Origin of the sequence: Streptomyces sp. NPDC046203 (assembly GCF_040646255.1) — a bacterium.
Lineage (GTDB): Bacteria > Actinomycetota > Actinomycetes > Streptomycetales > Streptomycetaceae > Streptomyces.
The window spans coordinates 131,532-143,459 of the sequence record NZ_JBEYZX010000001.1 but is presented as its reverse complement, the minus strand read 5'-3'; the positions used below and the strand labels follow the sequence as shown (position 1 = coordinate 143,459).

Sequence of the window (11,928 nt, the reverse complement as noted above, 5' to 3'; positions counted from 1 at the left end):
GGCGAATGCGCGACCTCCCTCCGACCGGTACCCCCGCTTCCCCCGCTTCCCCCGACCCGTCCGGCACGCCGTCCGGCACGTCCGGCGCGACGGGCGCCCACGACCCCTTCGTCCGGGTCCGCGGCGCCCGTGAGCACAATCTGCGCGCGGTGGACGTGGACGTTCCGCGCGACGCGCTGACCGTGTTCACCGGGGTCTCGGGGTCCGGCAAGTCGTCGCTCGCGTTCGGCACGATCTACGCGGAGGCGCAGCGGCGCTACTTCGAGTCGGTGGCGCCGTACGCGCGGCGGCTGATCCACCAGGTGGGGGCGCCGAGGGTCGGGGAGATCACGGGACTGCCCCCCGCGGTCTCCCTGGAGCAGCGCCGCTCGGTGCCGAACGCGCGCTCGTCGGTGGGGACGGTCACGACCCTGTCGAACTCGCTGCGCATGCTGTTCTCCCGGGCGGGCGACTACCCGTCCGGGGCCGAGCGGCTGGATTCCGACGCGTTCTCGCCCAACACCGCCGCCGGCGCGTGCCCTTCGTGTCACGGATTGGGCCGGGTGCACGAGACGAGCGAGGAACTCCTCGTCCCGGACCCGGGGTTGTCGATCCGGGACGGCGCCATCGCCGCCTGGCCGGGCGCCTGGCAGGGCAAGAACCTGCGGGATGTCCTGGACACGCTTGGCTACGACGTGGACCGGCCGTGGCGCGAGCTGGCCGCCGAGGACCGGACGTGGATCCTGTTCACGGACGAGCAGCCGGTGGTGACGGTGCATCCGGTCCGGGACGCCGATCGCATCCAACGCCCTTACCAGGGCACGTACATGAGCGCCCGGCGCTATGTGATGCACACCTTCTCCGACTCCAAGAGCGCCACCCTGCGCGCGAAGGCGGAGCGCTTCCTGACCAGTGCGCCGTGCCCGGTGTGCGAGGGCAGCCGGCTGCGGCCGGAGGCGATGGCGGTCACCTTCGCGGGCCGTACGATCGCTTCGCTCGCCTCCCTGCCGCTCGGTGAACTGGCGCGAGTCCTTGGCACCTCGGCCGGTACGACCGAGACCGCGCGGGTGCTCACCGAGGACCTGGTGGCGCGGATCGGCACCATCACGGAGCTGGGGCTCGGCTATCTGAGCCTGGACCGGGCGACACCGACGCTGTCCAACGGCGAGTTGCAGCGGCTGCGGCTGGCCACCCAGCTGCGTTCGGGGCTGTTCGGCGTCGTGTACGTACTGGACGAGCCGTCCGCGGGGCTGCATCCGGCGGACACGGAGGCGCTGCTGGTGGTCCTGGAGCGGCTGCGGGCGGCGGGCAACACGGTGTTCGTGGTGGAGCACCATCTGGATGTGGTGCGGCGTGCCGACTGGCTGGTGGACGTGGGTCCGGGGGCCGGGGAGCACGGTGGCCGGGTGCTGCACAGCGGCCCTCCGGAGCGACTGGCGGACGTCGCCGAGTCGGCCACCCGCCGCTATCTCTTCGACCGGGCACCGCTGCCGGAGCGGACGGTCCGCGAGCCGGCCGGCGAGCTGCGGCTCGGCCCGGTGACCCGGCACAACCTGCGCGGCCTGCGGGCGGTGTTCCCGCTGGGCGTGCTCACCGCCGTCACCGGAGTGTCGGGGTCGGGCAAGTCGACGCTGGTCGGCGCGCTGACCGAGGCGGCGGAGCAACAGGACGGCGTGGACCGGGTGGTGACGGTCGACCAGAAGCCGATCGGCCGGACGCCGCGCTCCAACCTGGCCACGTACACAGGACTGTTCGACGTAGTGCGGAAGCTGTTCACGGAGACGGAGGAGGCCCGGGCCCGCGGCTACAAGGCGGGCCGGTTCTCCTTCAATGTGCCGGGCGGACGCTGCGAGACCTGCCAGGGCGAGGGTTTCGTCTCCGTCGAGCTGCTGTTCCTGCCCAGTACGTACGCGCCGTGCCCCGACTGTCACGGCGCCCGCTACAACCCCGAGACTCTTCAGGTACGGCTGCGCGGGCTGACGATCGCGGAGGTGCTGGACCTCAGCGTGGAGGCGGCGGCCGCGTTCTTCGCGGACACCCCGGCGGCGGCGCGCAGTCTGCGTACCCTCCTCGACGTGGGCCTCGGGCATCTGCGGCTCGGCCAGCCGGCCACGGAACTGTCCGGCGGTGAGGCCCAGCGCATCAAGCTCGCCTCCGAGCTCCAGCGCCCGCGCCGCGCGCACACCCTGTACGTCCTGGACGAGCCGACGACGGGGCTGCACCCGGCCGATGTGGAGGTGCTGATGCGCCAGTTGCACGGTCTGGTCGACGCGGGTCACACCGTCGTGGTGGTCGAACACGACATGGACGTGGTCGCGACGGCGGACCGGGTGGTGGACATGGGCCCGGGCGGGGGCGACGAGGGCGGCCGGATCGTGGCCGAGGGCACGCCCGGGGAGGTCGCGCGGGCGGCCGGGAGCCGGACCGCGCGCTTCCTCGCGGCCCGGCTCGACGGCTGATCCGCCGCACTGCCCCCGGCGTCGGGCCGCGGCCCTATCGCGGCTCGACGAACTGCATCTCCAGGCCGACCTTGACCACGTCGCCCAGGATTCCGGGGGCGAAGCCGAGGCCGAAGTCGCCCCGGCGGAACTCGCCGGTGGCGTCGAAGCCGGCGTGCCGGCTGCCGTCCATCGCCTCGATGACGCCGCCGAACTCCACGGCGAAGTCGATCGGCCGGGTCACGTCACCGATGGTGAGCTCGCCCGACAGGGTCCAGTCCTCGCCCTCCCCCGTGATCCGCGTCGATCGGAAACCCATCGTGGGGCGCTTCTCGACATCGAGCAGATCGGCGGCGCGGACGTGCGCGTCGCGGTCGGCGTTCCCGGTGTCGACGGAGGCGAGCGCGACGGTCGCGGTGACCGAGGAGGTCTCCAGGCTGTCGCCGACGACCAGTTCGGCCCGGAATTCGTTGAAGCGCCCGCGCACCTTGGAGATACCGAGGTGACGGATGGTGAAGCCGACGGCGGAGTGCATCGGGTCGAAGGCCCAGCGGCCCGCGGTCAGCGGCAGGGCGGGGGCGGCGAGCGGGGAAGCGGTCGTGGGGGGCGTGGTGCGGTGCGATGCGTTCGTCATGGGCACCACGCTGCCGCCCCGCCGCGCTGCCAGGAAGACCGTATCGATACGGGTAGCGGCGATCCTGGTAGTGACAGAGCCACCCTCGGCGCGGCCCCCGCTCGTACGATCGACGGATGAGCGACAACGAACTCGGGGCGTTCCTCCGGGCCCGTCGTGAGGCGCTGACTCCCGCGGAGGCCGGACTTCCGGCGGGGCCGAGGCGAAGGACTCCGGGGCTGCGCCGAACAGAACTGGCCATACTGGCCGGGATCAGTGTCGAGTATCTCGCCCGGCTGGAGCAGGGCCGGGACCGCAACCCCTCACCGCAGGTCCTCGGCGCGCTGAGCGAGGCACTGCGCCTTCCGCTCGACGCCCGGCTGCATCTGCGCAACCTGTCGAAGGCGGGCCCCGGGCACCGGCACATCTGCGCCATGGCCCCGGCCCCGGTGCGGGAGGTCCGGGCCCCGGTGCGGGCCCTGCTCGACCGGCTCGGCCCGACCCCGGCCGCCGTGGTGAACCAGCCGGGCGACATCGTGGCCCACACGGACGGCTTCGCCCGGCTCGCGGGACCGGTGGGGCTCCTCGACGGCGATCCGCCGAATCTCCCGCGCTTCGTCTTCACCGACCCCCGGGCCCGCACCGTCTTCCCGGACTGGGACCGGGTGGCCGACCAGCAGGTGGCGGCGCTCTTCCTCTCGGTCACCGGCTCCGATCCGCACATGGCGGAACTGGTACGGGAGTTGACGGTGACCGGGGGTCCGGCGTTCTCCTCCCGCGTCGGCGCGCCCACGCCCCTGCGCGCCCGCTCGGGCATCGACCGCTTCACGCACCCCGAGGCGGGTGAACTGCGCCTCGCATACGAGGTGCTGGAGCCGGCGGAGACCGACGGCCAACACCTCGTGGTGTATCTGCCGGCGGACGAGGCGACCGAGGCGGCGCTGGACGCGCTGATGGGCCGCCGCCCGGGGACGCTGCGCGCGGTCCGCGCGTAGGGGCTGTCCGGCGGATCCCTTCTCGTGAGCCTCCGCCGGGAGGCGGGAGGCGGGAGGCGGGAGGCGGGAGGCGGGAGGCGGCACGCGTGGGATTCTGGCGGGATGGATACGTTCGCGGACCTGCTGGACAGCGCCGAGGAGTGGTGCGCCGCCGCCATCGAGGACGCACAGGAGGGACGCTGGGTCCGTGATGCCGTGGAGCGGCAGGTGATGGCGGACATCGCGGCCGCGACGAATGCCCTGCACGGGGGACGGCAGGCGCCGTTCACCGGGGACGCGTGGCAGGTGCGCATGGGGCGGATCGCGAACTGGGCCGGGGTGCTCCGGCTCGCCGCCCGGGCGGGGCGGTGGGAGCTCCATCCGGTCGTCGGGCACCGTCCCCCGCGTCCGGCCGGGATGGCCGAGCTGCTGTCCGGGATCTACGCGATCGGCGAGCAGGGCGAGAGGTGGATGGCGCGGTTTCTTCGCGAGCGCCGGACGCCGGCGGAGAAGGAGATCGCCCGGGCCGAGGGGTTTCTGACCGGTCCGGGGTCCATGGAGGATCTCCACCTGTTCTTCTACGACGACTGATCGCCCCCCAGCCGGACCTGTGGACTCCTCGCGGTGGGGGTGTATCTGGGTACACCCCCACCCGGCATCTGGGCGCAGTGTCCCGGCCCGTACCGAACGGCAGAGTCGTCGGTGACGGAACGGAACCGAGCGACCGGGAGGCCGGGGCATGCGACAGCGGGGGCGGGTACGGGTGGGATGGAAGGCGGAGACGGGGGTGTTCCTCGGCGTCGCGTTCGTGGCGGCGGGGCTGCTGGGAATGGTGCAGCCGGCGACCGGAGTGCCGCCGGTGGTGCTGCAGTTGAGCCAGTTCGGGCCGGCCGTCGCCGTGTTGGTGGTGGCGCTGCTGTGGCGGTCGCGGATCCGGGGGCGGCTCGCCGGGGCACTGCCCGCCCGGGGCCGGGACGCGTCTCAACGAGGCTGGTCTGCCTGGCTGTTGGTGGCGGCGGTGGTACCGGTCGCGCTCGCCGCGGTGGGGTACGCGGCTCTGGGCGGCGGGCCGGTGGTGGCGGATCCCGGCTCGTTCGGTCATCCCTTCGCCCTGATCGTCGTGGCGCAGCTGGTCGGGGCGTGCGGAGAGGAGATCGGCTGGCGGTGCTTCCTCCAGCCGCTGCTGGGTGCCCGGTTCGGGACGCTCGTCTCGTCGGTCCTGGTGGGCGCGGTGTGGGGGGTGTGGCATGTGGGGGTGTTCGCCGAACACCCGGCGTACGCGGCCGGTTTCCTGCTGGCGGCGGTGGCCATGTCCGTGGTGCTCGGGACGGCGCTGGACCGGATCCGGAGCAACCGGCTGCTGCTCGCGGGCGGTTACCACGCCCTGGTGAATCTGGGGATGCTGCTGCTCATGGACGAGGAGTCCGGGGCCGTGGTGCCGATGGTGCTGTTCGGTGTGGCGAACGCGCTGGTGGCGGTGGTGTGGACGCGGGCGGCGAGGTCGCGGCGCCGGGTGGATACGATCATGGAGCGCGGTGCGCGCTGACACGGGGACACAGGGGGAACGGCGGGTGGGGAAGGCTCTTGCGCGCTGCCAGTCGCTCTCGCTGGCGGCCTTGGTGCTGCCGTTGACGGGCGCCCTGGTGGTGGGCGCGCTGTTGCTCCTGCCCGTAGGACTCGGGTTCCCGCTGCTGAGGCCCGCCGCCGCGCTCCTGCGCCGGCGTGCCGACGGGCGGCGGGCCCGGATCGGGGCCTGGACCGGTATCGCCGTCGCACCGCCCGCCCCGCTGCCCGCCACGGCGCGCGGTGTCCTCGGCGACGCGGGGTTCTGGCGGGAGCTGCGCTGGGCGTGGCTGGAGCCGTCGGCCGGCGGACTGCTGGTGACGGTGGCTCCGGCGCTGTTCTGGTTCGGGGTGTTCGGCGCGTTCGTCCAGCCCTTCGTGTGGCGGCGGCTGGGCGATGGCAACTGGTACGCCTTCGTGCCGGTCGTCTCCCCCGCCACCGTGCTGTGCGCCGCACTCCTCGGTCTCGCGTTCATCGTGGGCGCGGCGCTTCTGGCGCCGGTGACGCTCGCGGGCCATGCGCGCTGGTCCCGGTGGGCGCTCGGCGCCCCGGCCCGGGCCGAGCTCGTCCGCCGTATCGAGCACCTGACCGGATCCCGGACCGACGCGCTGGACGCGCAGGCCGTCGAACTGCGGCGTATCGAGCGGGACTTGCACGACGGCGCGCAGGCCAGGCTGGTGGCGCTCGGGATGAACCTGGACGAGGCGACCCGGCTTCTGGACACCGACCCGGCGGCTGCCCGCGTCCTGCTCGCCGAGGTGCGCGCGGCGTCCGATCGGGCCCTTCGCGACCTGCGGGAGCTGGTGCACGGGATCCTGCCGCCGGTCCTCGCCGACCGGGGGCTCGGCGACGCGGTGCGGTCGCTGGCCCTGGACAGTTTCCTCGACGTCGAGGTGGCCGTCGCGCTGCCGCCCGGCCGGCTGCCGGCGCCCGTGGAGTCCGCCGCGTACTTCGCGGTCGCCGAACTCCTCGCCAACGCGGCCAAACACGCCGGTGCCCGCGAGGTGCGCATCGCCCTCGGTCACGCGGACGGGATCCTCCGGGTGACCGTCGCCGACGACGGCCGGGGCGGCGCGGATCCCACGCGCGGGGCCGGCCTGCTCGGGGTCGGGCGGCGGCTCGGCGCCTTCGACGGAACCCTCGCCCTGGACAGCCCGCCGGGCGGCCCCACCCTCGCGACCCTGGAGATACCGTGCGCGTCGTCCTCGCCGAAGACCTCTTCCTGCTCCGGGACGGGCTGAGCCGTACCCTCACGGAGCACGGTTTCGAGGTCGTCGCGGCCGTGGACAACGGGCCGTCGCTGCGGCGCGCGCTGCGCGAGGAGCGGCCGGACGTGGCCGTCGTCGACATCCGGCTGCCGCCGGACTTCACGGACGAGGGGCTGCGGGCCGCGCTGGAGGCCCGGCGCGAGCGGCCGGGGCTGCCGGTGCTGGTCCTGTCGCAGTACGTGGACCAGTTGTACGCCCAGGAGTTGCTGGCCGGCGGGGAGGGCGCCGTCGGCTATCTGCTGAAGGACCGGGTCACGCGTACCGACCAGTTCGTGGACGCCGTACGGACGGTCGCCGCGGGCGGCACGGTCCTCGACCCGCAGGTGGTGGCCCGTCTGCTGGCCCGGGGCGAGGCGCGCGGGACCACCGCGGCGCTCACCCCGCGCGAGCACGAGGTGCTGCGGCTGATGGCCGAGGGCCGCTCGAACGCGGCGATCGGCCAGCATCTGCACATCAGCGAGAGCGCCATCGCGAAGCACACGGCGGGCATCTTCGCGAAGCTGCGGATCGAACCGTCCGCCGACGACAACCGGCGGGTGCTCGCGGTGCTGGCCTATCTGCGCCGCTGACCCGGGCCCGTACCCCGAAGCGCCTGCGACGACGGGCCCGGAAGCGCCCCCGGGAGCCCGTCCCGGGCCCGCCGTACACCTCTCAGCGGCCGGCCTTGCGCCGCGCCCGCAGCCACTCCTTGTTCATGGCGGCGATCGACGGCAGCGGGATGCCCTTCGGGCAGGCGGTGGCGCATTCCCCGGTGAGGGTGCAGCCGCCGAAGCCCTCGGCGTCCATCCGCGCGACCATGTCGAGGACCCGGGTCTCGCGCTCCGGTGCGCCCTGCGGGAGGACGCCCAGGTGGTTGACCTTGGCGGAGGTGAAGAGCATCGCCGAGCCGTTGGGGCAGGCGGCGACGCAGGCGCCGCAGCCGATGCACTCGGCGTGCTCGAAGGCGTAGTCGGCGTCGGCCTTGGGGACGGGCGTGGCGTGCGCCTCGGGCGCGGAGCCGGTGGGGACGCTGACGTATCCGCCGGCCTGGATGATCCGGTCGAAGGCGGAGCGGTCGACGACCAGGTCCTTGACGACGGGGAAGGCGGCGGCCCGCCACGGTTCGACGTCGATGGTGTCACCGTCCCGGAAGGACCGCATGTGCAGCTGGCAGCTGGTGGTGCGTTCGGGTCCGTGGGCGTCGCCGTTGATGACGAGGCTGCACGCGCCGCAGATGCCCTCGCGGCAGTCGTGGTCGAAGGCCACGGGGTCCTCGCCGCGCAGGATGAGGTCCTCGTTGAGGGTGTCCAGCATCTCCAGGAAGGACATGTCGGGCGAGACGTCGTCCACGTGGTAGGTGGCCATGGCGCCGTCGCTGTCGCCGTTCTTCTGGCGCCAGACGCGCAGGTTGAGCCTCATGCGTAGCTCCGCTGGGTGGGGTGGACGTACTCGAAGGTCAGGGTTTCCTTGTGCAGGACCGGGACGCCGCTCTCACGGAACTCCCAGGCAGCCGCGTACGCGAACTCCTCGTCGCGGCGGGCCGCTTCGCCGTCGGCGGTCTGGGACTCCTCGCGGAAGTGGCCGCCGCAGGACTCCGCGCGGTGCAGTGCGTCGAGGCACATCAGCTCGGCGAGTTCGAGGTAGTCGACGATCCGGTTGGCCTTCTCCAGGGACTGGTTGAACTCCTCGCCGGTACCGGGCACGGTGATACGGCGCCAGAACTCGTCGCGGATCTCCGGAATTCGGCGCAGGGCGGTGCGCAGCCCTTCCTCCGTACGGGCCATGCCGCACAACTCCCACATCAGCTCGCCGAGTTCGCGGTGGAAGGAGTCGGGGGTGCGGTCGCCCTGGACGGCGAGGAGAAGGTTCAGCCGGTCCTCGGTCTCGGCGAGGATCTCCCGGACCGCCGGGTGGTCGTCGTCGACGGGCTCGGTGCGCGGATGGCGGGCCAGGTAGTCGTTGATGGTGGCGGGCAGGACGAAGTAGCCGTCGGCGAGGCCCTGCATGAGGGCGGAGGCGCCGAGCCGGTTGGCCCCGTGGTCGGAGAAGTTGGCCTCGCCGATGGCGAACAGGCCGGGGACGGTGGTCTGGAGGTCGTAGTCGACCCAGAGTCCGCCCATCGTGTAGTGCACGGCGGGGTAGATCCGCATCGGCACCTCGTACGGGTTCTCTGCGGTGATCCGCTCGTACATGTCGAAGAGGTTGCCGTACTTCTCGGTGACCTTGTCGCGGCCCATGCGCGCGATGGCGTCGGCGAAGTCGAGGTAGACCCCCTGGCCGCCGGGCCCGACGCCGCGGCCCTCGTCGCAGACGTTCTTGGCGGCACGGGAGGCGATGTCGCGCGGGACGAGGTTGCCGAAGGAGGGGTAGAGGCGTTCCAGGTAGTAGTCGCGCTCGTCCTCGGGGATGGCGTGCGCGGGGCGGGTGTCGCCCTGGGCCTTGGGCACCCAGATACGGCCGTCGTTGCGCAACGACTCGCTCATCAGGGTGAGTTTGGACTGGTGGTCGCCGGTGCGCGGGATGCAGGTGGGGTGGATCTGGGTGAAGCAGGGGTTGGCGAAGTACGCGCCGCGCCGGTGGGCCCGCCACACGGCGGTGGCGTTGGAGTTCATCGCGTTGGTGGACAGGTAGAAGACGTTGCCGTAGCCGCCGGTGGCGAGGACGACGGCGTCCGCGTAGTGGGTGGAGATCCGTCCGGTGATCAGGTCGCGGGCGACGATGCCGCGGGCGCGTCCGTCGACCACGACGAGGTCGAGCATCTCGGTGCGCGGGTGCATCTCGACATTGCCCGCGGCGATCTGCCGGGACAGTGCCTGGTAGGCGCCGAGCAGGAGTTGCTGGCCGGTCTGGCCGCGGGCGTAGAAGGTGCGGGAGACCTGGACGCCGCCGAAGGAGCGGGTGTCGAGGAGGCCGCCGTACTCGCGGGCGAAGGGGACGCCCTGGGCGACGCACTGGTCGATGATCCCGACGGAGATCTCGGCGAGCCGGTGCACATTGGACTCGCGGGCGCGGAAGTCGCCGCCCTTGACGGTGTCGTAGAAGAGCCGGTGCACCGAGTCGCCGTCGTTGCGGTAGTTCTTGGCGGCGTTGATGCCGCCCTGGGCGGCGATGGAGTGGGCGCGGCGCGGGGAGTCCTGGTAGCAGAACTGGACGACCTGGTAGCCCTGTTCGGCGAGGGTGGCGCCGGCGGAGCCGCCGGCGAGGCCGGTGCCGACGACGATGATCCGGTGGCCGCGCCGGTTGGCCGGGTTGACCAGTTTCGCCTCGAAGCGGCGGGTGTTCCAGCGTTCGGCGACGGGGCCTTCGGGGGCCTTGGTGTCGACGAGGGGTTCGCCGGTCTCATAGCCGGTGGGACGGGTGTCGGGCAGGGAGGCCATGGTCAGTTCACCACTCCGGTCATGACGGCGACGGGGACGGAGACGAAGCCCGCGGTCAGCACGAGCGCGAGGGTGTTCGCGAGGGCCTTCAGAAGGCGTTCGCGGCGGGCGTCGCCGACGCCGAGGGTCTGGGCGGCGCTCCAGAAGCCGTGCCGGACATGGAGTCCGACGGCCAGCATGGCGACGAGGTAGATGACGTTGCCGTACCAGGTGGAGAAGGTGTCGACGACGTTCTGGTAGGGCTTGCCTGCCTCGAAGCCGCCGGTGTGCACGGTGCCGGTGGTGAGGTCGAGGAGGTGCCAGACGATGAAGAGGGCGAGGATGACGCCGCCCCAGCGCATGGTGCGGGTGGCGTAGGAGGAGCCCTTGCGGCGGTGGACGTAGCGGGTGGGGCGGGCCCGGAGGTCGCGGCGGCTGAGCTGGTACGCCGAGACCGCGTGCGCCACGACGGCGGCCAGCAGCAGGACGCGGACCAGCCACAGGCCCCACTCGTGGTGGAGGACCGGGGCGCCCATGACGCGCAGCCAGTGGCCGTAGGCGTTGAACTCCCCGGGGCCGAAGAAGATCTTGAGGTTGCCCACGACATGGGCGACGAGGTAGCCGAGCATGATCAGGCCGCTGACGGCCATGACCGTCTTCTTGCCGAGGGTCGATGCCCAGAAGCCGCGGGTGGGAGGGGCCGGTGGCCGGTCCGCGCGCCGCTCGCTCCGCTCGGGGTGTGTTGCCAAAGCCATGGGGACGACGCTAGGGCCGGACGGCCCGAGTGGTCCAAGACATGGTTCGGCTGATCTCGATAGGGGGGAACTATCGAGCCCGCTAAGCTGGTGCCATGCAGTTCCAGCAGCTCCTCTATTTCGTCGCGGTCGCCGAGACCCGTCACTTCACTCGCGCCGCCGAGCGGGTACACGTCTCCCAGCCGTCCCTCTCACAGCAGATCAAGGCCCTGGAGCAGGAGCTGGGCGCGGAGCTGTTCAGCCGGGCGCGCGGCAACATCGCGCTCACCGACGCGGGCGAGGCGCTGCTCCCGCTGGCCCGCCGCATCCTCGCCGACGCCGACACCGCGCGCCACGAGGTACAGGAGCTGGTGCAGCTCAAGCGGGGCCGGGTGCGGCTCGGCGCGACACCGAGTCTGTGCACGGGGCTGCTGCCGGACGTCCTGCGCGCCTTCCACGACCTGCATCCGGGGATCCGGCTGCTCATCGACGAGGGCGGTTCGCGTGATCTGGTACGGGAACTGGCGCGCGGCGCGCTCGATCTGGCGCTGATCGTGCTGCCCCTGCCGACGACCTCGCCCTCCCTGACGACGGTGGAGCTGATCACCGAGGATCTGGTGGTGGTGTCCGCGGCCTCCGCGCCCGCCCCACGCCGGCCGATGCGGATCGCGGATCTGCGCGACCAGCCCCTGGTGATGTTCCGGCACGGCTACGACCTGCGGGAACTGACCGTCGCCGCATGCCGGGCGGAGGGCTTCGAACCCTCGTACACCGTGGAGGGCGGCGAGATGGACGCCGTCCTCGGTTTCGTCCGGGCCGGACTCGGCCTCGCCGTCGTCCCGGCGATGGTCGCCGCCCGCGCGGGCCGCGACCTGCGGGTCACGGCGCTGGCCCGGCCCGGTCTGAAGCGCACCATCGCGCTGGCCCACCGCAGCGATGTGGCACCCCCGCGGGCCGCCCGTGAGCTGCAGAGACTGCTCATGGCCTCCCGCCGCGAGTTGCCCCTCGCCTGAGGGCCGCGCAG

Annotated in this window: 11 protein-coding genes; 7 read left to right on the top strand and 4 right to left on the bottom strand. The window is 72.6% G+C overall.

Annotated features, from left to right (window positions below; all coding sequences use genetic code 11):
- Positions 1–5: 5 nt before the first annotated feature.
- The gene (locus tag ABZ990_RS00600; RefSeq protein ID WP_361222992.1) at positions 6–2,438 is read left to right on the top strand and encodes an excinuclease ABC subunit UvrA; all 2,433 of its coding nucleotides are present in this window, start codon (positions 6–8) and stop codon (positions 2,436–2,438) included.
- A 34-nt stretch (positions 2,439–2,472) separates the two neighbouring features.
- Here ABZ990_RS00600 and ABZ990_RS00595 read toward each other — a convergent pair whose 3' ends face one another.
- Positions 2,473–3,051, bottom strand: coding sequence for a YceI family protein (locus tag ABZ990_RS00595; RefSeq protein ID WP_361222990.1), 579 nt, complete (start codon positions 3,049–3,051; stop codon positions 2,473–2,475).
- Between the two features lie 116 nt (positions 3,052–3,167).
- Between ABZ990_RS00595 and ABZ990_RS00590 the strand changes: the two genes are divergently transcribed.
- From ABZ990_RS00590 to ABZ990_RS00570, 5 genes are all read left to right on the top strand, one after another.
- Entirely contained in the window at positions 3,168–4,025 is an 858-nt protein-coding gene (locus tag ABZ990_RS00590; protein ID WP_361222987.1) for a helix-turn-helix domain-containing protein, read from the top strand.
- A gap of 102 nt (positions 4,026–4,127) precedes the next feature.
- A complete protein-coding gene (locus ABZ990_RS00585) occupies positions 4,128–4,595 on the top strand; it encodes a hypothetical protein (RefSeq protein ID WP_361222984.1) in 468 nt (155 codons plus the stop codon).
- A gap of 148 nt (positions 4,596–4,743) precedes the next feature.
- Positions 4,744–5,550 carry a CPBP family intramembrane glutamic endopeptidase gene (locus ABZ990_RS00580; RefSeq protein ID WP_361222982.1) on the top strand — a complete coding sequence of 269 codons (807 nt, stop codon included), beginning with the start codon at positions 4,744–4,746 and terminating at the stop codon, positions 5,548–5,550.
- 25 nt (positions 5,551–5,575) lie between these two features.
- Complete coding sequence (locus ABZ990_RS00575) at positions 5,576–6,808, top strand: histidine kinase (protein WP_361222979.1); 1,233 nt, start codon at positions 5,576–5,578, stop codon at positions 6,806–6,808.
- Positions 6,760–7,404, top strand: coding sequence for a response regulator transcription factor (locus ABZ990_RS00570; protein ID WP_361222976.1), 645 nt, complete (start codon positions 6,760–6,762; stop codon positions 7,402–7,404). Before ABZ990_RS00575 ends, ABZ990_RS00570 begins: the two co-directional genes overlap by 49 nt.
- A gap of 82 nt (positions 7,405–7,486) precedes the next feature.
- On the opposite strand, the gene ABZ990_RS00565 is transcribed toward ABZ990_RS00570, so the two are convergent.
- Genes ABZ990_RS00565 through ABZ990_RS00555 form a run of 3 tightly spaced genes read right to left on the bottom strand, consistent with a single transcriptional unit; the run spans position 7,487 to position 10,925 of the window.
- Positions 7,487–8,233, bottom strand: a complete 747-nt coding sequence (locus ABZ990_RS00565; RefSeq protein WP_361222973.1) for a succinate dehydrogenase/fumarate reductase iron-sulfur subunit — start codon at positions 8,231–8,233, stop codon at positions 7,487–7,489.
- On the bottom strand, positions 8,230–10,191 hold the full coding sequence (locus ABZ990_RS00560; RefSeq protein ID WP_361222970.1) for a fumarate reductase/succinate dehydrogenase flavoprotein subunit: 1,962 nt from the start codon (positions 10,189–10,191) through the stop codon (positions 8,230–8,232). Before ABZ990_RS00560 ends, ABZ990_RS00565 begins: the two co-directional genes overlap by 4 nt.
- Before the next feature lie 2 nt (positions 10,192–10,193).
- A complete protein-coding gene (locus ABZ990_RS00555; protein ID WP_361222967.1) occupies positions 10,194–10,925 on the bottom strand; it encodes a succinate dehydrogenase in 732 nt (243 codons plus the stop codon).
- 95 nt (positions 10,926–11,020) lie between these two features.
- Here ABZ990_RS00555 and ABZ990_RS00550 point away from each other — a divergent pair, with 95 nt between their 5' ends.
- Positions 11,021–11,917, top strand: a complete 897-nt coding sequence (locus tag ABZ990_RS00550) for a LysR substrate-binding domain-containing protein (protein WP_361222965.1) — start codon at positions 11,021–11,023, stop codon at positions 11,915–11,917.
- Positions 11,918–11,928: the final 11 nt, after the last annotated feature.

Bases quoted from the DNA above. Each gene is read 5' to 3' on its own strand.
- ABZ990_RS00550 (WP_361222965.1), top strand. From the start codon at position 11,021: ATGCAGTTCCAGCAGCTCCTCTATTTCGTCGCGGTCGCCGAGACCCGT.
- ABZ990_RS00585 (WP_361222984.1), top strand. From the start codon at position 4,128: ATGGATACGTTCGCGGACCTGCTGGACAGCGCCGAGGAGTGGTGCGCC.
- ABZ990_RS00590 (WP_361222987.1), top strand. From the start codon at position 3,168: ATGAGCGACAACGAACTCGGGGCGTTCCTCCGGGCCCGTCGTGAGGCG.
- ABZ990_RS00555 (WP_361222967.1), bottom strand. From the start codon at position 10,925: ATGGCTTTGGCAACACACCCCGAGCGGAGCGAGCGGCGCGCGGACCGG.
- ABZ990_RS00600 (WP_361222992.1), top strand. From the start codon at position 6: ATGCGCGACCTCCCTCCGACCGGTACCCCCGCTTCCCCCGCTTCCCCC.
- ABZ990_RS00565 (WP_361222973.1), bottom strand. From the start codon at position 8,233: ATGAGGCTCAACCTGCGCGTCTGGCGCCAGAAGAACGGCGACAGCGAC.
- ABZ990_RS00560 (WP_361222970.1), bottom strand. From the start codon at position 10,191: ATGGCCTCCCTGCCCGACACCCGTCCCACCGGCTATGAGACCGGCGAA.
- ABZ990_RS00595 (WP_361222990.1), bottom strand. From the start codon at position 3,051: ATGACGAACGCATCGCACCGCACCACGCCCCCCACGACCGCTTCCCCG.
- ABZ990_RS00580 (WP_361222982.1), top strand. From the start codon at position 4,744: ATGCGACAGCGGGGGCGGGTACGGGTGGGATGGAAGGCGGAGACGGGG.